At 65.7% G+C, this 21,211-nt stretch carries 20 protein-coding genes and 1 tRNA gene; 10 read left to right on the top strand and 11 right to left on the bottom strand.

Annotation, left to right across the window (positions count from 1 at the left end; genetic code table 11):
• Positions 1-115 precede the first annotated feature (115 nt).
• The 3 genes from FQK05_RS03650 to FQK05_RS25820 are packed head-to-tail and all read left to right on the top strand — an operon-like array spanning position 116 to position 883.
• Positions 116-436, top strand: coding sequence for a hypothetical protein (locus FQK05_RS03650; protein WP_158964499.1), 321 nt, complete (start codon positions 116-118; stop codon positions 434-436).
• Positions 423-680 carry a hypothetical protein gene (locus FQK05_RS25825; RefSeq protein ID WP_199252587.1) on the top strand — a complete coding sequence of 86 codons (258 nt, stop codon included), beginning with the start codon at positions 423-425 and terminating at the stop codon, positions 678-680. Before FQK05_RS03650 ends, FQK05_RS25825 begins: the two co-directional genes overlap by 14 nt.
• Entirely contained in the window at positions 677-883 is a 207-nt protein-coding gene (locus FQK05_RS25820; RefSeq protein WP_199252586.1) for a hypothetical protein, read from the top strand. The genes FQK05_RS25825 and FQK05_RS25820 overlap by 4 nt, the downstream gene beginning before the upstream one ends.
• An 82-nt stretch (positions 884-965) precedes the next feature.
• On the opposite strand, the gene FQK05_RS03640 is transcribed toward FQK05_RS25820, so the two are convergent.
• The 3 genes from FQK05_RS03640 to FQK05_RS03630 form a co-directional block, all read right to left on the bottom strand.
• Positions 966-1,442, bottom strand: coding sequence for a hypothetical protein (locus FQK05_RS03640; protein WP_158964497.1), 477 nt, complete (start codon positions 1,440-1,442; stop codon positions 966-968).
• Between the two features lie 115 nt (positions 1,443-1,557).
• Positions 1,558-1,632, bottom strand: a tRNA-Asn gene (locus FQK05_RS03635).
• Between the two features lie 93 nt (positions 1,633-1,725).
• Complete coding sequence (locus FQK05_RS03630; RefSeq protein WP_158964496.1) at positions 1,726-2,652, bottom strand: MBL fold metallo-hydrolase; 927 nt, start codon at positions 2,650-2,652, stop codon at positions 1,726-1,728.
• 50 nt (positions 2,653-2,702) lie between these two features.
• On the opposite strand from FQK05_RS03630, the gene FQK05_RS03625 reads away from it, so the two are divergent.
• On the top strand, positions 2,703-4,025 hold the full coding sequence (locus tag FQK05_RS03625; RefSeq protein ID WP_158964495.1) for an ATP-binding protein: 1,323 nt from the start codon (positions 2,703-2,705) through the stop codon (positions 4,023-4,025).
• A 157-nt stretch (positions 4,026-4,182) separates the two neighbouring features.
• On the opposite strand, the gene FQK05_RS03620 is transcribed toward FQK05_RS03625, so the two are convergent.
• The 4 genes from FQK05_RS03620 to FQK05_RS03605 are packed head-to-tail and all read right to left on the bottom strand — an operon-like array spanning position 4,183 to position 8,085.
• Complete coding sequence (locus tag FQK05_RS03620; protein ID WP_158964494.1) at positions 4,183-4,953, bottom strand: SDR family NAD(P)-dependent oxidoreductase; 771 nt, start codon at positions 4,951-4,953, stop codon at positions 4,183-4,185.
• Entirely contained in the window at positions 4,950-5,879 is a 930-nt protein-coding gene (locus tag FQK05_RS03615; RefSeq protein WP_158964493.1) for an SDR family oxidoreductase, read from the bottom strand. The genes FQK05_RS03620 and FQK05_RS03615 overlap by 4 nt, the downstream gene beginning before the upstream one ends.
• The gene (locus FQK05_RS03610) at positions 5,876-6,772 is read right to left on the bottom strand and encodes a bile acid:sodium symporter family protein (protein WP_158964492.1); all 897 of its coding nucleotides are present in this window, start codon (positions 6,770-6,772) and stop codon (positions 5,876-5,878) included. The genes FQK05_RS03615 and FQK05_RS03610 overlap by 4 nt, the downstream gene beginning before the upstream one ends.
• Entirely contained in the window at positions 6,769-8,085 is a 1,317-nt protein-coding gene (locus FQK05_RS03605) for a flavin-containing monooxygenase (protein ID WP_158964491.1), read from the bottom strand. Before FQK05_RS03605 ends, FQK05_RS03610 begins: the two co-directional genes overlap by 4 nt.
• 61 nt (positions 8,086-8,146) lie before the next feature.
• Between FQK05_RS03605 and FQK05_RS03600 the strand changes: the two genes are divergently transcribed.
• The 5 genes from FQK05_RS03600 to FQK05_RS03580 all read left to right on the top strand — a co-directional run bounded on the left by FQK05_RS03600 (position 8,147) and on the right by FQK05_RS03580 (position 12,809).
• Positions 8,147-8,794, top strand: coding sequence for a TetR/AcrR family transcriptional regulator (locus tag FQK05_RS03600; protein WP_199252585.1), 648 nt, complete (start codon positions 8,147-8,149; stop codon positions 8,792-8,794).
• 355 nt (positions 8,795-9,149) lie between these two features.
• A complete protein-coding gene (locus FQK05_RS03595) occupies positions 9,150-10,040 on the top strand; it encodes a cation diffusion facilitator family transporter (RefSeq protein ID WP_158964490.1) in 891 nt (296 codons plus the stop codon).
• Positions 10,041-10,437: 397 nt separating this feature from the next.
• A complete protein-coding gene (gene acuR / locus FQK05_RS03590; protein WP_158964489.1) occupies positions 10,438-11,079 on the top strand; it encodes an acrylate utilization transcriptional regulator AcuR in 642 nt (213 codons plus the stop codon).
• 33 nt (positions 11,080-11,112) lie between these two features.
• A complete protein-coding gene (gene acuI / locus FQK05_RS03585) occupies positions 11,113-12,093 on the top strand; it encodes an acrylyl-CoA reductase (NADPH) (RefSeq protein ID WP_158964488.1) in 981 nt (326 codons plus the stop codon).
• A gap of 17 nt (positions 12,094-12,110) precedes the next feature.
• On the top strand, positions 12,111-12,809 hold the full coding sequence (locus FQK05_RS03580; RefSeq protein ID WP_158964487.1) for a dimethylsulfonioproprionate lyase family protein: 699 nt from the start codon (positions 12,111-12,113) through the stop codon (positions 12,807-12,809).
• A gap of 664 nt (positions 12,810-13,473) precedes the next feature.
• Here FQK05_RS03580 and FQK05_RS03570 read toward each other — a convergent pair.
• The 4 genes from FQK05_RS03570 to FQK05_RS03555 form a co-directional block, all read right to left on the bottom strand.
• Complete coding sequence (locus tag FQK05_RS03570; protein ID WP_158964485.1) at positions 13,474-14,565, bottom strand: Hint domain-containing protein; 1,092 nt, start codon at positions 14,563-14,565, stop codon at positions 13,474-13,476.
• Positions 14,566-14,919: 354 nt separating this feature from the next.
• Positions 14,920-16,164, bottom strand: a complete 1,245-nt coding sequence (locus FQK05_RS03565) for an MFS transporter (RefSeq protein ID WP_158964484.1) — start codon at positions 16,162-16,164, stop codon at positions 14,920-14,922.
• 463 nt (positions 16,165-16,627) lie between these two features.
• The gene (locus FQK05_RS03560) at positions 16,628-17,380 is read right to left on the bottom strand and encodes an IclR family transcriptional regulator (RefSeq protein WP_158964483.1); all 753 of its coding nucleotides are present in this window, start codon (positions 17,378-17,380) and stop codon (positions 16,628-16,630) included.
• 91 nt (positions 17,381-17,471) lie between these two features.
• Positions 17,472-19,766, bottom strand: a complete 2,295-nt coding sequence (locus FQK05_RS03555) for a molybdopterin-dependent oxidoreductase (RefSeq protein WP_158964482.1) — start codon at positions 19,764-19,766, stop codon at positions 17,472-17,474.
• Between the two features lie 257 nt (positions 19,767-20,023).
• Here FQK05_RS03555 and FQK05_RS03550 point away from each other — a divergent pair, with 257 nt between their 5' ends.
• Positions 20,024-21,211: a CaiB/BaiF CoA transferase family protein gene (locus tag FQK05_RS03550; protein WP_158964481.1), complete on the top strand. Its 1,188-nt coding sequence runs from the start codon at positions 20,024-20,026 to the stop codon at positions 21,209-21,211.

The following is a 21,211-nucleotide window of genomic DNA, read 5'->3' as shown; positions in this document are numbered from 1 at the left end:
CCGCGGCGGGCGGGCCTGCGCCACAAGCCGATTGGCGCCCGTCCGACCTGTCGCCAGACCTCAGCCGGGCAATGACCAAGGAGAAAGCCTTGCCGCCGCGCGTGAGGCGGTGGCGATGGCGTTCGGCATTCTCCCGGCCATGCTGGCACCAACGACAACCGGCCAGCTCGTGCGCGAGGGACAACGGACGCTTGCAACTTGGACCTTGCAACCCGTGGCCGTCCAGATCGCACAGGAGGCGGGCGAGAAGCTGGGCGGCATGGTTTCAGTCGATTGCCTGCGCCCCTTGCAGGCGTTCGATTCGGGCCTGCGGGCGCGTTCCGCCGCGGCGATTATCGGCGCGCTTGCCGAGGCCAAGGCGGCAGGACTGGACCCGGCACAGGTCAACGCCGCGCTCAGCCTCGTGAATTGGGGAGCGGACGATGGCGCCGCCTGATTTCCGCATCACCCGGATTGCCCCGCGCAATCCGCCGACGCAGCAAGGCCAGGCGCTCTTGCAGGCTGCGTTCGATCTGGAAATTGAGGGCCTGCGATTGCGAAACTGCTTCCTAGCTAGCCGCGAAGGCAAGGGCTTCACCGTGTTTGGCCCAAGTAAGAATATCGCTTTTCAGGGTTCGCTCGCCAGCGACGTGAAGAATGCCGCCGCCGCTGCGTTCGAGGCTCTGAGGCCACGACCATGACCTACGTCCGCAAGAAGGTGCCGTTCGCGAATGGGCATCCGGCGGAAGTGCCTGTCGCTGAAGCGCCGCTGGCGCGCAAGCTCGATCAGCCTTTGAACCGCCCGGAGCGCCCGTGCGCCCGGTGCGGGCGGATGTTCCAGCCGACGACACGCCGGCTGATACTGTGCCATGGCTGCTTCGTCTTCGCCAGCGGCAACGACTGACCGGATCGCCCCGGCGCGCGGGCCGAGCTCAAGCACCAAGCGCGCCAGAGCGCCCGTCGCGAAGTCTCCACGCGGCGGGCTTTCACCATTCTCCTGCGTCGAACTCAAGCGCATCACCGTAGTGTCTCTTTCCGGCAGAATCGACGGCAAACGGCTTGATCTTGACCTTGCTGGGAAGGTCGCTTGTGCGGATAGCCTTCGCCAAATCACGATAGCCAAAATGCCGAGTGGCAATCTCGCCATCCGACAGGGTGGTCGGCGTGGCGGTGTCTACGAAGCCGGGATACGGCTGCATGAGTGCCAAGACCCGGTTGCCTGGTAGCTCTAGACCGAGGTTTGTCACCGTAACGTTCCGATGGCCCGTGTTCGTAGCGGTAACTTGGAAAAGTGGCTCGCCTATGTGCCCATCATGATAGGTGGGCAAAGCGGTGTTGATCGAAAGCTGCAGATTTCGTGCGGTTTTCCTTCGCGCATCCACAAAGTTGTAGATCGAAAGGACAGTGCCGATTGTGCCAAGCAGGAGCGGCAGCACATTGCGCACCATCTCAACATAGGACATCGGCGGTAAACCTCCGCTCGGGGCCAATCCGTTACCCCAAATGTTACCCCTGAGATGTGAGCACTAAGGAGTTCAGAAGTGATCGCCATTAAACCTCTGATATTTCAGAGATTTTTGGCTCCGGCGGTAGGGATCGAACCTACGACCAATTGATTAACAGTCAACTGCTCTACCGCTGAGCTACGCCGGAACATGGCGCGTGCTATAACCCCGGTGTTTTCCAGCGTCCAGAGGGTTCGGGCAAAAAAGTTCAAAGTTCTTGCCGCGGCCTTGGGAAAGCCGGTCAGGCGACCTGGGGCACGGCCTCGAAATGGGCCTGTGCGGACAAGGGGCCGCGGCAGTGGGCCAGTTTTCTTTCTGTCAGATCAATAAGATGGGCGAATACATTGCGTTCCGCTGCGGGTAGCAGGGCGGGGGCCACGTCGGTATAGACACGGAGGGTCAGTTCGGCCGGGGTGGCGGGGCCGGCAGACAGGGCGTCGCGGATGGCGGCCTCGCGGGACAGGCGGTGCCGGACCAGCCAGTCAAGCCTGCCGGCCGGGTCGTCCACCGGGGCGCCGTGGCCGGGGTAGAAAACGCGCCAGTCGCGGGCGCGCAGCGTCGCACAGGAAGCCATGAAGGCGGTCAGGTCGCCCTCCGGGGGTGACACGATCGAGGTCGACCACCCCATCACGTGGTCGGCGGTGAAACAGGCGTCGCCCAGGGCCAGGGCGATGTGGTTTCCAAGATGGCCGGGTGTGTGGATCACCTCCATCTGCCATTCGCTGCTGCCGATCACGTCTCCGTCCGCGACGACACGGTCTGGCCTGAACGCCTCGTCCACGCCTTCGCCGCCGCCGGCAAGGCCGGAACGGGCCAGATGCTCCATCACTGCGGACCGGCCGGCATGGGCGCCGCCGAAGGCAAGGATCGGGGCGCCGGTGTGCCGCGACAGGGGGCCTGCCAGGGGGGAATGGTCCAGGTGCGCGTGGGTCACGATGATGTGGGTGATCCGGGCGCCGGGGCCGATGGCGGACAGGATAGCGTCCAGATGTGCGTCGCTGGCGGGGCCCGGATCGATCACGGCGACAGAATAGCGGCCCACCAGGTAGGTATTGGTCCCGCGATAGGTGAAGGCGGACGGATTAGGCGCCAGGATCCGGCGGATCCCCTGTTCCAGAACCTCGGCCTCGCCGGGGACAGGGTTGAAGTCGTCGGGCGGCTGGCTCATTTCTGGTCTCCATGGGGACGCAAACATATGTAACGGGGCAGGCTTAGCGCATGTGGCGGAAACGGCTCAAACAATATCTGCCGCGCAGCCTGCTGGGGCGGGCGGCGCTGATCCTGTTCGTGCCGATCGTGGCGCTGCAATTGATCGTGTCGATCCACTTTATCCAGAACAACCTGGAAGATGTGACCCGGCAGATGAGCGACAATACCGGGCGTGCACTGCGCGAGGTGGAATTCGTGGCGGGCCGGGCGCCGGACCGGATTTCTGCCGTGAAGGCGCTGGCGCCGATTTCCGGGGCGCTGGGGATGGAACCGTCGTTTCTGGACGACAGCGAGGTGCAGGCCGAGGACCTGCTGAGCTGGTGGGACTTTTCCGCCCATATCGTGCGGGAGGCGCTGCAGCGGGACGTGCCGGGCCTGATCTCGCTGGATTTCACCCGTCCGAAAGCGGTGGTGGCGGTGCTGAGCACGCGGCACGGGCCATTGCAGATCGAATTCTCGCGCCGGCTGGTGGCGGTGGTGGCGCCGCACCAGCTGATCGTGACAACGCTGTTCTTTGGCCTGATCGTGGCGGCGATCGGTTATATCTACCTGCGCAACCAGATGCGGCCGATCAAGCGCATGGCCGAGGCGGCCGAGGCGTTCGGGCGCGGCCAGTCGGTGCCCTACAGCCCGTCGGGTGCGACCGAGGTGCGGGCGGCGGGCGGTGCCTTCCTGGCCATGCGGGCGCGGATCGAACGGCATATCGAACAGCGCACCCTGATCCTGTCGGGGGTCAGCCACGACCTGCGCACGCCGCTGACGCGGCTGAAACTGGGTCTGGCGCTGCTGGACGAGGAAGACGCGGCCCCGCTGCGCGCTGATGTCGAGGAGATGGAGCGTCTGATCGACGAATTCCTGGAATTCTCGCGCGGGACCGCGGAAAGCGCGCCGGAAGAGGTTGACGTCCGGGCCTTTGTCGCACGGATCGTCGAAGACGCGCGGCGTTCGGGCCTGCCGGTGACGCTTGTGCCGACCGGCGATGACGAGGTGATGGCGATGATCCGGCCGGTGGCGATCCGCCGGTCCATCGACAACCTGCTCAACAATGCCGTCCGGTACGGCACGAAGGCCGAGCTTTCGGTGGTGCTGTCGGACCGGTCCATCGCCTTTCGGGTCGCCGATGACGGGCCGGGGATTCCCGCGGATCGCAGGGCCGAGGCGATGCGCCCCTTTGCCCGGCTGGATCCCGCGCGGAACCAGAACAAGGGCAGTGGCGTGGGGCTGGGCCTGGCCATCGCGGCCGATATCGCGCGCGTCCATGGCGGACGCCTGCAACTGGGCGACAGCGAACGGTTGGGCGGCCTGCGGGCCGAGGTGGTGATCCCGCGTTAGGCCTTTCCGGGACCGGGCAGGGACAGGACCACGGGGCAGGGGCGAGACCCGCCTTTTTTCCTGGTCGAGGTGGCCCGGGAGAAGCCGGGGCCGCGGTCTTCGGCGAAGGGAAAGGTCGGGCCGGGGTTGAAATCCTGCAGGCCCGCCGCCGCAGCGGTCAGGCATCCGGTCGGTCGTTCCGGATCCGTCGCTGCATCATCCGCTGGTAAAGCGCGGGAGAGGCGCGCATGATCAGCGAGGCGAGCCGTGCGACGCGCCCCACCGGGATGAAATCGCGGCCTTTCTCCACCCCCTTCAGGATGGTCTCGGCCGCGTCTTCGGGCGTCATGTAGTCGATCCCGTCGGTGGCGGACCCCGGGCGCTGAATCCCGTCGGCGGACCGGTTCGCATGGCCGATATTGGTGGCCACGAAGCTGGGCGCGGCGATCAGGCAGCGGACGCCTTGGGCCGCTTCCTCTGACCGGAGCGAGGCAAAGAACCCCTGCAGTGCGTGTTTCGAGCCGGCATAGGCAGTGCGGTGGTAGAGCGGTGCGAACCCGGCGACGGAAGAGATGGCCAGATGTGTTCCCCGGCTGTCCCTGACAGGCCGAAGGAAGGCCTGCGCCATGGCGACGGCGGCGAAATAGTTGATCTCGAACACGCGGCGATGGCTGTTCAGGTCGGCATCCGAGAAGGGGCCGATCTGGGACACACCTGCGTTGTAGATCACCAGATCGATCGACGGCCGTGCCGCGATGATCGCCGCGGCCGCCTGTGCCAGAGCTGAGCCGTCGGTCAGGTCGACGGTCACCGGCGTCCGGCTGGGCGTGGCGTCCAGCCCCGAAACGTCGATATCCATCAGAACGCAATGCCAGCCCGCGGCCTCCAGCCGTGCGGCCAATGCGCGTCCCAGACCCCCGTTCCCGCCAGAGATGACAGCTGTCTTCATAGCCCTGCCTCCCGCCGCCAGAGATCGAAGACCTGCGCGGATGTCTTTTCGGGGACGTAGCCGAAGACCGATTTCAACCGGTCATTGGACAGGACGGGGCGATATTGCAGGAACCGCACCTGTTCGGGCCCGTACTGCGACAGGCCCAGCGGATGCGCCACCGCCAGCGCGGCCTTCAGGGCGAAGGCGGGCAGGTGCAGGACGGGCTTGCCCAACATGGCGGCCAGTTCGGTGACCGACAGCCAGCCGTCACCGGCCACATTGAAGATGCCGGCCGGGCCCGTGGTGGCCGCGCGCTGCAGGATGCGGGCCAGATCCTCGGTCCAGATGAAGACGAAGGGGCTGTCGCTGTCCCGGATCGCCAGCAGTTTCGGACGGCGGAAAAGGGCGGTGATCTGGTTGTCGGTCCCGGCGCCCAGCACGGTGCCGACCCGCAGGACGACCTGTTCCAGTTCCGGGTGATCCCGGCGCGCCTGGGCCAGCATCTCTTCGACCTGCCGCTTGTGGTCGGCATAAGCGAATTCCGGATTGCCGCGGCAGGGTGCATCCTCGGTCAGGGGCACCGGGTTGTCGGGGTGATAGCCGTAGGCGGCCCCCGAACTGGTTACCACCAGCCGTTTCACCCCATGCTTAAGGCAGGCCGCCAGCACGTTCCGCGTGCCGGTCACATCGACGGCAAAGGCCTGTTCGCGCGTCATGCCCGGCGGCGGCGTGACGATGGAGGCAAGGTGGACGACGACATGCGGACGCAGCTCGCCGATGACCCGGTCCGGATCGCCGCCGGTCACGTCCATGCGGCGAAAGGGCAGATCCCCGGGCAGGCCGGTCTGGGCCAGGTCGGTGACGGTCACGTCTTCGGACGGCAGGGCGCGGGCCAGTGCACGGCCCACCATGCCCGCGCCGCCGGTGATCAGGATACGGGTCATTGTCGTGCCTCCGTCCGGCCCATGATGCTGGCCAGGGTCAGCCCGGCGATGGCATGCCAGATCCCCCAGAAGGCCGCGACGATGGCCATGCCGCCCAGCCCCCCGAAGAAGCCGAAGATTAGGACAAGGCCCAGGCCGGAATTCTGGATCCCCGTCTCTATCGTGATGGCGCGGCGGTCAAAGGGCGACAGCCCCGCCAGGGTCGCCAGAGCGAAGCCGCCGCCGAACCCCAGCGCGTTGTGGACGATCACCAGCCCCGCGATACCGCCGGCAAAGGCCAGGAACAGGTCCCAGTTCGCGGCCAGCGCCAGAAGGATGAAGGCCACGAAGATCCCCATGGAAACCCATTGCAGCGGCCCGCGCAGCAGCGCCGTCAGGGCAGGGCGGCGGGCGTTCAGCGTGACGCCCAGCACCAGCGGCAGCACCAGCATCAGCCCCACCGTGATCGCGATGCTGACCGGATCGACATGGGTGGCCTTCAGAATCTGGGCCGAGGGCGCGTACATGCTGCCCCAGAATGCGATGTTCAGGGGCGTGAGCCCGATCGCCCCCACGGTGGCAAAGGCCGTCATGGACACCGACAGCGCCGCATTGCCCCCGGCCCGATGCGTGATGAAGTTCGAGATGTTGCCCCCCGGACAGGCCGCCACAAGGATCAGCCCCAGCGCGACCGAGGCCTGCGGCCGCGCCAGGATCACCAGTACGAAGGTCAGCGCCGGCAGCAGCAGGAACTGCGACACCAGCCCCACGATCAGCGGCTTGGGCGCCCGGACCAGTGCGCGGAAATCCGACGGTTTCAGGTCGATGGCGATGGAAAACATCACCACCGCCAGGATCGCGTTCAAGGCCATCAGCGAGCTGGAGGAGAAATCGACAATCGCCTCGTCGATCATGACTTCCCCCCGGCCAGCCGGCCGATCCAGCCGGTCACGGCCTTCCGATAGGTCGTCTTGTCCACATAGTAGGCCATGCGCGGCAGCTTGATATAGTTCATTCCGCCGGTCGCCCGGTCAAAGCTTTCGGCCTTGGTCTTCTGCAGTTCCAGCGCGGCAGGCGCACCGGTCTTCAGGCCCTCGATATAGCGCACGACCATTTCGGCCTGTTCGTGGCGGCCCTGCCAGCCCAGGCCCGACGCCTCGACCATGCCCAGCACGAACAGGTCGTCGCGGGTGGGGTGCATGCAGTTGAGGTAAAGATGCGGTGCGTCGCCCTGCCAGTTCAGCAACGCGGCGTCGATGAAGGGATAATCCAGCTTGTAGCCCGTCGCGGCCAGGATCAGGTCATAGTCCGCGCTGGTCCCGTCCTTGAAATGCACGGTCTGCCCGTCGAGGTGGTCGATATCCGCGCGCACCTTCAGATCGCCGTGCCCGGCATGGTGCAGGACCAGCGAATTCACGACCGGGTGGCTTTCGTACAGCTTGTAGTCGGGCTTGGGGAACCCGTATTTCTGGGGGTCGCCCACGAACCATTTCAGGATCATCCCGTCGACGATCCGCTTCAGCCCCATCGGCAGTTTCACCGCGCCTCCCAGCGTGTCGGCGGGTTTGCCGAAGACGTATTTCGGCACGAAATAGTAGCCCCGCCGCATCGACAGGTCGCAGGACACGCCGTGGTGGATGGCATCCACCGCGATGTCGCAGCCGGAATTCCCCGCCCCGACCACCAGCACCCGCTTTCCATCGAACTGCCCCGCGTGCTTGTACTGGGACGAATGGATCAGCTCGCCACTGAAGCTGCCCTTGAAGTCGGGCATGTTCGGCGTGCTCAGCGTGCCGTTCGCGATCAGCAGGCCCGCGAAATCCTCGGCATGTTCGCCCTGGGCATCGCGCCAGGTGACGCGCCAGCCATCGCCGGGCCCGCCCAGCGGCACGCAGGACAGGACCTCGGCCCCGAAATGATAGTGCCGCTCCAGGTCGTAATGCGCGGCAAAGTCCCGGAAGTACCGCTTCATCTCGCGGTGCGAGGGGTATTCGGCGACCTCTGCCCGCATCGGGAAGTCGGTGAATTCGGTCATCGTCTTGGACGAGATCAGGTGGGCGGTGTCGTACATGGTCGACCGCGGGGCATCGATGTCCCACAGCCCGCCCACGCCGCTGTTCAGTTCGAACCCCTGGAACGCGAGCCCGTGTTCAGCCAGCAGCTTGGCCGCCGCCAGCCCCATCGGCCCGGCCCCGATCAGGGCCAGCCGCTTTTGCGCACTTTCCATGCAATCCTCCCTTGCTGCATTTAACATTGAACAAATGTTCAAAATAAGGCAAGGTTCTTCCATGACGGCACAACAAAGCACTGACACGAAACGGAAAAGGGCGCCTTCAAAGCGGGCGCTGGCCACGCGGGAGCGCGTTCTTGACGCTGCGGAAGCGGTCTTTGCCCTGCGCGGATTTGATGGATCCACGATTCGCGATATCGCGTCCGAGGCCGGAGAGCCGGTGGGCACGATCCACCATCACGGCGGCGGGAAAGAGGCACTGTTCCAGCAGACTGTCGCCCGTCGCGCCGACCTTCTGGCGCAGGAGCGGCTGAAGGCACTGGAGCGCGCCCGGGCGTCGGGAGAGCTGACGCTGGAGGCGGTTATGGACGCCTTCATGCGACCCCTGTTCGCCCTGTCGGCCATCGAGCCGCGCTGGCGCAACTATGCGCGGTTGGTGGCCTTCGTTTCGGTAGATGCACGGTGGCGGGGGATCTCGGCCCGGCACTTCGACCCGACGGCGGCGGTTTTCATGGGGGAAATCCTGGGGCTGTTGCCGGGGGTGTCGCGTCAGCAGGTGGTGGAAGGTTTCGTCTATTCGGTCTCGGCCATGCTGGCCTTGCTGACGACACGCGACCGGATCGGCGACCTGGGTGGAGGAGAGGCGATAGAGGCCGACCAGATCGACCGCCTGGTCCGCTACTGTGCCGCGGGCCTGGCGCACTGACCTCGGGGGCGGGAACGGTCCGGATCCGGGCGCCGTCACGCAAGCTGTCCGTGGTTCAGAGGCTGGGCGCCACCTGGGGCATTCGTCCAGACAACGCATGTATGCCGACCCGGAACAGTTTCAGGTGACGCGTTGCCCGGACGCCTGCAAGCTCCGGGAAATCGCCGGGCGCAGGGGCCGCCTGCGGCGCGCAAGGCAGGACCAGCCAGACGTTGGGGCAGACCGCACCGCCTGCGCCAAAAGGCTCCACGCCGGACCCTTGCAAGAACGGGTTCGCCGATAGAGATAGGGGCGGTAAAGTGGCCGAAGTGCAGGGGTTCCCAGCCAGGCCTGCCCGAAAGTAAGGGAGGCTGTATTGTCCACGACCGTCCGGCTCGCCGTTGCCAGCATTTTCATTGGCGTCCTCGTCCTTGGCATCAAGGCTCTGGCCTGGTGGGTTACGGGTTCGGTTGCCTTCTATTCGGATGCGCTGGAAAGCACCGTCAATGTCGCGACCGCGATCGCCGCCCTGATCGCCATTCGCGTCGCGGCGCGTCCTGCGGACGACACGCACCCATACGGACACCACAAGGCAGAGTTCTTCAGCGCCGTGCTGGAAGGCGTGATGATCATCGTCGCGGCCCTGCTGATCCTGAACGAAGCCTACCGGGGACTGCTTGCCCCCCGGACGCTGGAGCTTCCTATCGAAGGTCTGCTGATCAACGGTGCGGCGACCGTCATCAACGCCGTGTGGGCGTGGGTCCTGATCACCCGGGGCCGCAGCGCCCAGTCCGCGGCACTGGTTGCCGACGGCAAGCACCTTTTCACCGACGTGATCACCTCGGCCGGCGTGGCTATCGGCGTGCTGCTGGCCATCCTGACGCAATGGTGGGTTCTGGACCCGCTCATGGCGGGGCTGGTGGCGCTCAACATCCTCTGGTCAGGCTTCAAGGTTGTCCGGGAGTCCCTGAGCGGCCTGATGGACGAAGCCGTATCGCAAGAGATGCTCGACAAGGTCCGGGAGATCATCTCGGCAGAGGCCGGCGGCGCCGTCGAGGCCCACGATCTGCGCACCCGGCATGCCGGCCCGGTGATCTTCATCGAGTTTCACCTTGTCGTTCCGGGCGAGATCACCGTGTACGACGCGCACGAGATCTGCGACCGGGTGGAAGACGCCCTGCGCGACGAGATCGAGGGCGCCAAGATCACGATTCACATCGAGCCCGAACACAAGAAAAAGCACTCAGGCATACTCGTCCTGTCCTGAGGTGCCACCCGCAAGACGCGGCGCGGCGCGCCTTCATGCCGGGGCCGGGCAGGGGCCGGGAGCATCCCAATGGTGCGGGCCCAAGCCGAGCTATATGCGTGGGGTCCTGCTTTGGGGCCGGGGATCGACGTGCCGCACCTGGGTTCGTTCGGCCGGGTTCCGAAGCTTCGGGAAAGGTCTGGATAAGGCTCAAGAAATCGCCTTGAGCATGGCGCCGCAACAGAACGGCGCTGCCACCTGTCTACGTTTCATCTGAAATCGAACCCGGACGGAGATCCGAAGCGCGATCGTTGCAGGGGGATGGCCGGCCTCGCCAGTGCCGGCGTCTTCAAGTCCTTGCGCGGGATGCTTCAAGATTGCCGTTGATTTAATAGACCAAATCGTCTATTAAAATTACATGTTCCAGAAAGATGCGTCTTCCCAGCCTGCCCAGAAGCCCCGCCGCGGCCGTCCGCCGGTGGCGCCGGACGCTTCGCAGGCGCGCCGGCGCCTCATCCGTGCCGGGCTCGAACACCTGACCGAGAAAGGGTATTCGTCGGTCGGCGTCGACGAGATCCTGAAAGCCGCGAAAGTTCCGAAGGGAAGCTTCTACCACCACTTTCGAAACAAGGCCGATTTCGGCCTGGCGCTCATCGACGCTTACGACACGTATTTCGCGGCGCTTCTGGACAAGGCGTTCCTTGACAAGGACCGCACGCCGCTGAATCGCCTGCGCCTCTTCACCGGGATGGCCGAGGACGGCATGGCACGCCACGGATTTCGTCGCGGATGCCTCGTCGGAAATCTGGGCCAGGAAATGGGGGCGCTGCCAGACGATTTCCGTGATGCGCTCATTGGGGTCCTTGAACGATGGCAGCGGCGCACGGCGCAGCTTTTTCGCGACGCGCAGGCATGCGGAGAGCTTTCCGCCGATCACGACCCCGACGCTCTGGCCGAGGCTTTCTGGATCGGATGGGAAGGCGCGATTTTGCGCGCCAAGCTGGAGTTGCGCCCCGACCCCCTGCACAGTTTCACGAAGGCGTTTATTCGCCTCTTCTAGAACCAGACACCAAGACAACTGAAGGATAAGACCATGAAGGCCGTGCTGATCGAGAAAGCCGAAGACACTCAGTCCGTTTCGGTGAAGGATGTCTCCGAAGACCAGTTGCCCGATGGCGACGTACTGGTCGACGTTGCCTATTCGACGCTGAACTACAAGGACGCGCTGGCCATCACCGGCAAGGCGCCGGTCGTGCGGCGTTTTCCCATGGTGCCGGGCATCGATTTCACGGGCACGGTCGCAGAGAGCAGCCATGCAGATTTCAAGCCCGGCGACCGGGTTATTCTGAACGGCTGGGGCGTCGGCGAGAAGCATTGGGGCGGCCTGGCCGAACGTGCGCGGGTCAGCGGTGATTGGCTGGTTCCGTTGCCGGCCCCCATCGACTTGCGGCAAGCCGCTGCCATCGGCACTGCCGGCTACACGGCCATGCTGTGTGTCCTGGCGCTGGAGCGGCAGGGTGTCATGCCCGGCGACGGCGAGATCGTCGTGAGCGGCGCGGCCGGAGGTGTCGGCAGCGTTGCCATCGCGCTTCTCGCCGCGAAGGGCTATGAGGTTGCGGCGGTCACGGGTCGCGCCGCCGAGGCAGACTATCTTCGTGGACTGGGCGCGGCTTCGGTGATCGACCGGAGCGAACTTACCGGCAAGGTCCGGCCGCTGGGCCAGGAACGTTGGTCCGGGGGCATCGATGTCGCTGGCAGCACGGTGCTCGCCAACATGTTGTCGATGATGAAGTACAGGGGCGTCGTTGCGGCCTGCGGTCTGGCCGCCGGCATGGAACTTCCGTCCTCGGTGGCGCCGTTCATCCTGCGCGGCGTGACCCTGGCCGGGGTCGACAGCGTCATGTGCCCCAAATCCGACCGGCTGGAAGCATGGGCGCGGCTGGCCAGCGATCTCGACCTCGGAAAGCTCGAGGAGTTGACGACCGAGTTGCCCTTTGCCGAGGTCATCGAAACCGCATCCAAATTCATCGACGGTACGGTCCGCGGACGAATCGTCGTTCCAGTCAACCCCTGATCTGCCGAGTTTTTGGAATGGACACCCTCTCCGAGTGCGCTGAACAGGTTCGCCTGCGCGACTGCCCCGACTGGCTTTACCTTCTTCGCGAATATGATGCGCTTTACCGCTACGGCTCGGCAGGGGGCAGCCGTCTGATCAGATCGCACCGCAAGCGGGTGCGGGATTCGCTTGCGTCGATCATTGACGCCAACCCCGAGATCAACGACCGCGCCCCGGAGAAAAAGCCGGTCACGGCCCACCTGGGCCGGGCGTTGGATCTCGGGGAGCGCGGCGCTGTGCATGGGATGTCCCGGGCCTTGACTCGTGTCATCGACAAGCTCACCTGGGAATACGGCTATGCGAAAGTGCCCAAGGCGCTTGCCCGCAAATACGCCTATTGCGAGATCCTTGGCCCGCGTGGTCCCGTCCGTGCAGAAAAGCTGGTGCTTGGTTTCGTGCTTTTTGCGCCCAGCACCACCTATCCGCAGCACAGTCACAAGGAGATCGAGGAAAGCTATATCTCGGTCGCCGGGGACTGGTCCGAAAACGACGCAGCGGTCCATGCGCCCGGTTCCCTGATCTTGAACCGCCCAGGCATGGAGCACAGGATCACGACCGGCGAGCTTACCCCCTGTCTGCTGGCCTATGCCTGGACCGGTTCCGAAGAAAAGCTGACCCAGCCGGGCATGAAATTCAGCTCGACCCGAAAGGTACGAATGGAGCAGGGGATCTGAATCCGGACTTCCCTGCGATGCCTCATCCGTTGGCCGGGCGGGGCTGTGGCGAAAGCGCCTTCGATGGCAGTGCGGACCTGCGCCGCACGTGACCGGGTCGTCTCGGGCGCTGCGGAACGCCCGCCGCGGTCGGGGCGGCTGGACACGCGTCGACCGACCATGCGCCGGGCCGAGCCGTTCGCCCGCACGCAAGAGTTGCTCCCGGTCCGGCGTTGCAAGCGTCCGGGAGCAGGGGGGCACTTGTCACGGCCCGGTCCCAGACCGTACGGCCATTGGTCGAGGTCCTGCCGGCGTCCGCTCCTGCCAGCTTCGCCTTTACGTCCACCTCGCGGAAACGTCCCGGTCCCGGTCCGTCGGTTTGGGGAGCAGGTCAGTCGCCGTTGCTGACGAACTGCGGGCGCGTATCGAAGGCGGACGCCGCCGCCGGATGCGATTTGGGGCATGCTCTTGAGTTCATTGAACCTGCGCAGAACTGATTTCCCTGCAAAAACGTAGAATATTCGTGTTCAAGGAAGCGCTTTTCCACTGAGAATGCTTTATTCTGCGGTGGGTCCTGTCCTTTTAAGGGGCAGGTTGCGGGTTCGGATCCCGTCAGGTGCGCCATCCCGTTCGGTCGTTTCGCGTGGTTTCCGACCCGATGGCCCGCACGTCAGATCCGGTGCGATCAGGCATCATGCGGGACAGGTTGTTCCCCACGCTCTGCCGCGCCACGCAGCAGCGCCGCTTCCCAGGCTTTAAGAACCGGCAGGCAGGTTTCGCCATATGCGGTGGGGTCGTGTTCCAGTTCCGGAAACAGCTCGAAAAGCTCGGCACGCTGGGCGGACCCCAGGGTCACGTTCATGGCAGGGCCGGGGAAATAGCTTTCCGTGGCCAGGCCGTTGGACAGGACGATGTCGTGAGAGGTGAGTAGGAAGTGGAAGTATTCCACCTCGTCGCAGGCCGTGTCGCAGGCGACATCCCCGCCGTTCACCAGATGCTTTGCCGCGACCAGGGCGCTGGGCTCGCCGAACAGCAGATCGGTCATCCGGCTTTCCAGCGCGATCCGGTGCTGGGGCGAGACGCGCAGCCGTGCATAGGGGCGGCCGGGGCCGAAGGCGCCGGCCTCGATCGCGACGGGGCGCAAGCGGGCGCTTCGCGCGCCCGGGGTCAGGCGGACACGGCGGCTGCCGATCCAGATGATCTGCCGTTCCGCGCCGCCGGCGGTCAGGACCGTGTCGCCCACACACAACGTTTCGACACGCCTTTCGCCGCCGGGCGTGCGGATGAAGGTGCCCCGCGTGAAACAGGGCGGGAAGCCCGGCGTCAAGTCCGGCGGCAGGCCGTTGTCGGTCGATCCGTTGTTGCCGTCCCAACTGGACCCGGGCGCCCGGTTGTACCAGTTTTCATCGTTGTCGCCGGCAAAGGTGCCGTTGCTGGTGCTGACCGTCTCGCCCCCGGCATCGCCGCCGACAAGGTTGAAGTTGCTGTCGTTGCCCCAGCCGACATAGTCGACGACATTCCCGTTCTGGTCGGAGATCGCCATTGCCGTCCGGATGTGATCGAGAGACATGCTCTGATCCAGGTCGTAATAGACGATGGACAGGTTGTCCGGATCGTAAAACGGGTTCGACGTGTTGATCGGAAAGCTGGCGTCGTAGGAGCTGTGATTGCCGGAATGGCTGTAGGTCAGGATCGAGTAGCCTGTCAGATCCTCGTCCGGGGCTGCGGCCAGCCAGACGATGCTGAGAGACGGGTTGAAGGCGACAATCTGGACCACGGAGTTCTCCCTCCGGAGAAGTGATCTTGCCCCTGGGCAGGGGAAAATCTGAAAATCGGTTTTTTGAAATGCCTTGCGGCTTTGTCCGGTTGGACGCGGGCAAACCGTGCGCGTTGGTCAAGCAACGATTGAAATAAACCTGGGCGGCAAAACCTGCCGGTTCGTAAAAGAACACCAGTAGGCATGTGTTTAAGCACATGATGCGATCTGCGACAATCAATTTGGAACGTCCCTGCAGGCGCCGTCCGGGTGGCTGCCGGGGACCGGACCGAACCACGGTGCGCCCGCCCGTGCGTCCGCTCCGCGGGTGATGCAGGACGGCGCAGGACGGGCGGGGCGGAATGGGGCAGGGCGTCAGGTCGGCGGCGGGCTTTCGGACGCGCGCTCTTTGCGGGTGCGCAACATGGCCAGAAGGGCGACCGTCGCCGCGGCCACGCCCGACAGCGCGCCGAAGACCAGCGCCCAGCGGGGACCCATGTGAGTGGCCACCAGACCTATGATCGGGGCACCGATGGGCGTGCTGCCCATGGTCACGCTCATCCGCAGGGCCATCACCCGGCCGCGCATCGCAGGGGTGGTGGTCAGCTGGATCAGCGCATTGGCCGTGCTGATGAAGGTCAGGACTGCGCCGCCGGTCATCACAAGCGTCGCGGCGAACAGCCAGTAGGTCGGTGCCAGTGCCGCCAGCAGGCAGCCGATTCCGAACAGGGCCGCCCCCCAGATCAGCAGGTCCATCCGCGGCGTGTCCCGGCTGGCGGCCAGCAGCGCGCCGGACACCGTTCCCAGCGCCAGGGCCGACGACAACAGGCCATAGCCTTGCGCATCGACATGGAAGACGCTGACCGCCATGGTCGAGATGAAAATCGGGAAGTTCAGGCCGAAGGTCCCGATCAGCAGCAGCATCAACATGATCGTTCGCAGGTCGGGCCGGTTCCAGACATAGCGGAAGCCTTCGACGAAACTGCCCCGTGCGCGGGCGGCGCGGGCATTGGGGCGCAGCTCCCGCACCCGCAGGAACGCCAGCGAGATCAGGACCGTCACGAAGGAAAAGCCGTTGATCAGGAAGGCCCAGCCGGTGCCGACAGATGCGATGACGATCCCCGCCACTGCCGGTCCGATCATCCGGCCCGCGTTGAAGGAGGTCGAATTCAGCGCCACCGCGTTCTGCAGATCGTCGTCGCCCACCAGTTCGGTCACGAAGGTCTGGCGCACGGGCGCGTCGAAGGCCGCGACGCAGCCGAAGAGGAAAGCGAAGATGCAGACCTGCCACAGCGTGACATGGCCCAGCACCGTCAGCGCGCCCAGGCCCAGCGCCAGGATCCCCATCAGCCCCTGCGTGACCATCAGCATCTTGCGCTGGTTGAAGTGGTCGGCGGCAAAGCCGGTCCAGGGCAGCAGCAGAAGCTGCGGCGCGAATTGCAGGGCCATGACGATGCCCACCATCCGCGCGTCGTGCTGGGTCAGCTGCGTCAGCACCAGCCAGTCCTGCCCGGTCCGCTGCACCCATGTGCCGATATTGGAAATGAAGGCCCCGCCGGCCCAGACCCGATAGTTGAAGCCCTTGAACGATCGGAAGACCATGCGCGCGCTCATCGTCATCGGGGCTGGTTCTTTCCGCGGGCAGGCCGGGCCAGGGGATCGTCCGTCGGGGCGTCCGCTGTCGGGGAAGGGCGGGTCCGGTCCGCACGGGTCCGGTCTTGGGTCGCGGGGAGCCTTGCGGTGCCTCGCGCGTCAGGTCTGGTCATGGGTCGACGATCAGCTCCGTCTTCCGGAGAGCCCGGTCCGATGCAGGGCCATGTCCGCCGTCCGGGACGGCGTCCGCGCGGATGCCGGGGTCCGGATTGGCATCCGCCGGGATATGCCCGGGCGGGATGCCGGCAAATGGGTCTGCTTGCAGGGTGCGAGAAGGTCCAGTGCCAGGGCGGCCACGTGTCCCGATCGGCTCTGGTCCGATCCGGTGGTCGTGGGTGGCATGTGCCATGCGGGCACGGGGCTTGTAAAGATTACCACGTTAAATGGTCGGATTTTCGCCCGTGAGGATGCTTCGGCCCGCGAGGGGGCGTCAGTCCGAGAAGTTATGCCCCAGCTCGCGAGAGATTGCGCGGGCCGTGGTCACGACCTCCTCGGTATAGGTTCTGATCTGCTTGGGCTTGTAGCGGGTTGCAGGGCCGGAAATGCCCACCGCGCCGATCACCTTGCCCCGCACGTCCATCACCGGGGCGGCGATGCCAAAGACGTCCTCGCGCCATTCGCCCCGGTTGATGGCATAGCCTTGCGCGCGGATCTGGGCCAGTTCCTTGCGCAGCGCCGGATAGCTCGACAGCGTCGTGCGGGAAAAGATCGCCAGTTGCGGCACCGTGGATTCCAGCATCTCGTCCGGGACATGGGCCAGCATTGCCTTGCCGGTGGCCACGCAATAGGCCGGCGCGCGGCCGCCGACGCGGGTATAGGCGGCGATGGGGTGGGTGCCCTCGATCTTGTCGATATAGACGACGTCGCCTCCGTCCAGGATCGACAGGTGAACGGATTCCCCGGTCGTTCCGCTCAGCGCCGTCAGGTGTCGTGCCGAGACTCGCGTCAGGCTGAGCCGCCCGCGCACCTTGGCACCCAGCTCCCAGATCTTCGGCGTCAGTTCATAGGTGCTGTTGATGTCGACCCGGCGGACATAGTCCTTGGACTGCAGCGTCAGCAGGATCCGGTGAACGTTGCTTTTGGACAGGTCCAGTTCGCGGGCCAGGCTGGAGACGCCGCGCGACTCCTCGCTGTTGGCCAGGGCCTCCAGAAGGGTCAGGCCCTTGATCAGCGTCTTGTCCATGGCCCCTCGCGCGTCCTGATATCTGGATAGTCGTTCCAGATATCATGACGCTGGAAGGCCGGTCAACCTGCGAAATACAACCTGTGGGCGATCATTCCGCCGCGAAGAAGGCCGGCGGGTCGAAGGCCCGGATCGCGGGCGCGTCGTTCACCGGGCCCGACAGGTGGACCAGGCAGGTCTGGGCGGCACAGCCCTGCGACAGGCCCGAGGCCGGCAGGTCCAGCGTCAGCGTGTTGGGATTGCCGTGCCGGTCGCGGCCGGTTTCCGGGTCGGGATCGTACCAGGCCCCGGTCGACAGGCGCACGACGCCTTCCATCACCGCGTCGGACAGGACCGCACCGGCCAGGCAACGCCCGCGGCCGTTCCACACTTCCACGATATCGCCATCGGCAATGCCGCGCGCGGCGGCGTCGGCGGGGTTCATCACTACCGGCTCGCGCCCATTGACCTTGCCGTCCCGGCTCCACGGGCTGGGGTCCAGCTGGCTGTGAAGCCGCCGCATCGGCTGATCCGAAATCAGGTGCATGGTCCCGCTTTCCCGCGCGGTCTGGCCCAGCCATTCCCTGGGCTCCATCCAGGTCGGGTGGCCAGGGCAATCCGCCAACGCAAAGCCGGCGATGGCGGCCGAGGTGATCTCGATCCGGCCGGACGGCGTGGTCAGGGGATGGGCGGCGGGGTCGCGGACGAAATCCTCCATCATGATCACGGGCCGGGCCAGCGGGGTGAAGTCGATCAGCCCCTGGTCCCAGAAATCGGCAAAGGACGGCACGTCGATGTCCTGCATCGCGACCTTGGCGCGGAATTCCTCGTACATCCGCTCCAGCCAGCCGCGGGCGGTCAGGCCTTCCGTATAGGTCTCTTCCGCCCCCAGCCGCTGCGCCAGGGCGGTGAAGATGTCGTAGTCGTCCCGCGCCTCGGCAAAGGGATCACGGATCCGGTCCATCGCCACCATGTTGGCCTCGCGCGCGGCATAGCCGATGTCTTCGCGCTCCATCGTCGTGGTGGCGGGAAAGACGATGTCGGCGTGCTTTGCCGTGGCGGTCCAGAACTGTTCGTTGACGATGATCGTCTCGGGTTTCTGCCACGCCTCGCGCAGGCGGTTCAGGTCCTGGTGGTGGTGATAGGGATTGCCGCCCGCCCAGTGGACCAGCCTGATGTCCGGATAGGCGCGGGTCATGCCGTTATAGGTAAAGGCCGCACCTGGGTTCAGCAGCATGTCGGCGATCCGTGCCACGGGGATGAAGTCCGGCACCGCGTTTTGCCCCTGCGACAGGGTCGGCCCCGGCAGGCGCGGATTGTTGCTGCCCATCAGGTTCGCCGGACCATAGCCCAGGCCGAACCCGCCGCCGGGCGTGCCGATCTGACCCAGCATCGCCGCCAGCGTGATCACCATCCAGAACGGCTGTTCCCCGTGCGTTGCGCGCTGCAGCGACCAGGACCCGTTGATCATGGTCCGCTTTGCGGCCGCCTCGCGCGCCAGCGCGGCGATCCGGTCCGCCGGCACGCCGGTGATCGGTTCCGCCCAGTCGGGCGTTTTCGGCTGGCCGTCGGCCTCGCCCAGCAGATAGCGCCGGAAGGTCGGATAGCCGGTGCAATGGCTGTCGAGGAAGGCCGGGTCGGTCAGGCCCTCGGTTTCCAGCACCCAGGCCATGGCCAGCATCATCGCGGTGTCGGTATTGGGCCGGATCGGGATCCAGTCGACAGCGTGTCCGGTGTCCAGATTGTCCGACACGGGACCCACGTTGACGAAGCGTGTCCCGGCCTCGGCCATCCGACGCAGACCGCCGGGGACAAGGTGCCGGGCCGCCATGCCCGAATTCACCTGCGCGTTCTTGGCCGGCACGCCGCCGAAGGCGATGAACAGTTCGCAATGTTCCTCCAGCACGTCCCAGCTGGTGTGATTGGCCTGAACGAAGTCCATCGTGCCGACGATATGGGGCAGCAGCACCCGGCCCGCGCCCAGAGAGTAGGAATCCATGTGCCGGACGTATCCGCCGATGCTGTTGTAGAAGCGGTGGATCTGGCTTTGCGCATGGTGGAAGCGCCCGGCGCTGGACCAGCCGTAGGAACCGGCGAAGATCGAGGCATTGCCGTGCTTGTCCTTCACCCCGCGGATGGCCGATGCGGCAAGGTCCAGCGCGGTGTCCCAGTCGACCTCGACGAAGTCTTCCGAGCCGCGGAGGTCGGTGCGTGTGCCGGGCCCGCCTTCCAGGAAGCTCCTGCGCACCGCGGGCCGCGCGACCCGGGACCGGTCCAGCGACGGGTCCAGCTGGTGCAGGCCGATGGGCGACGGGTCGGGATCGTCGCGAAAGGGCGCCAGCCGCGGCCCGTCCTTGTCCTGTTCCACCTCGTAGAGGCCCCAGTGGGATGCGGTATATCTGGTCATGGCGGGACTCCTTCGGGGGGCGGCCTGGGCAGGGGGCAAAGCGGCAGCGATGGCCCCGGGCCCGGCAGGCCGGGCGCGGACGTCGATCGTTCCGGATTCAAGAACGCCGTTCCGCGATTTTGTAGGGGCCGCCCGCGCGCTGTCAAGGACGCCGCCCGGGCTTGACGGGTTGCCGCCACCTTGGCATTATTTGAAACAGTGATCCAAATATTGGAACGCTTGCCCCTTCCGGACCTGACAGGAAAGCCCAGCCCGACATGACGACCGACATCGCTTCCCCCGATCTGCCGCTGGCCGGTATCCGCGTGATCGAGTTTTGCCAGATTGCCGCCGGTCCGTTCTGCGGCATGCTACTGGCGGATTTCGGGGCCGACGTAATCAAGGTGGAAAACCCCAGGGGGGGCGACGGGCTGCGCAGCTGGCCGCCGCTGTCGGAAGGGTTTTCGGAAAACTTTGCCTCGCTCAACCGCAACAAGCGGTCTGTGGCGCTGGACCTGAAGGACCCGGCCGACCTGGCGGTCGCGCGGCAGCTGTGCCTGTCCGCCGACGTGGTGATCGAAAACAACCGCCCCGGGGCGATGACCCGGCTGGGGCTGGGATACGATGCGCTGAAGGACGACAATCCGCGGCTGGTCTATTGCGCCATGTCGGGCTTTGGCCAGACCGGCCCGCGGTCGAACCAGGGCGGTTTCGACGTCACGATCCAGGCCATGGCCGGCGTGATGAGCGTGACGGGCGAACCCGACGGCGGCCCGGTCAAATGCGGCGTGCCGGTCAGCGACTTTTCCACCGGGCTTTACGGCGCCTTCTCTGTCTCTGCCGCGCTGCGCAAGGTGGCCGAGACGGGCAGGGGCGAATTCATCGATGTTTCGCTTTTCGGGTCCACCCTGGCCATCGCGGCCTTGCAGACGTCCGAGTTCTTCGGGACCGGACGGGTGCCTGTGAAGATGGGGGCGGCTCATCCGCGGAATGCACCTTACGAGGCGTTCCGGGCCAGGGACGACTACTTCGTACTGGCTGCGGGCAACAACAAGCTGTGGCAGACGGTCTGCGATACGGTGGAAATGCCGGAGCTGGTCCAGGACCCCCGATTCCTGACCAACAGCGACCGCGCCCGCAATCAGAAGGAACTGCGCGCCGTTCTGGAGGTGGCCTTTGGCCGTGAAACCGCGGCCCATTGGGTCGACCGGTTCCAGGCGCTGGGCGTGCCCTGCGGGCCGATCAACACCTATGCGCAGGCGCTGACCGATCCGCAGGTGGAACAGATGGGCTGGGTCAGCGAAATGACATTGCCCTCGGGCGTCCGGACGCGGACCTTCGGGTCGCCGGTCGGGCTGGGGGGCGTCACGCCGCCGATCCGGCGCGCGCCGCCCGATTTGGGCGAACACACGGCCGAGATCCTGTCGGAACTGGGCCAGCATTCCACGGCACGGGAGGCCGGGTAA

Origin of the sequence: Chachezhania sediminis (assembly GCF_009765275.1) — a bacterium.
GTDB classification, from domain to species: Bacteria; Pseudomonadota; Alphaproteobacteria; order Rhodobacterales; family Rhodobacteraceae; genus Chachezhania; species Chachezhania sediminis.
Note: the sequence above shows the minus strand (reverse complement) of the source record. Positions and strands in the feature narration are given on the sequence as shown.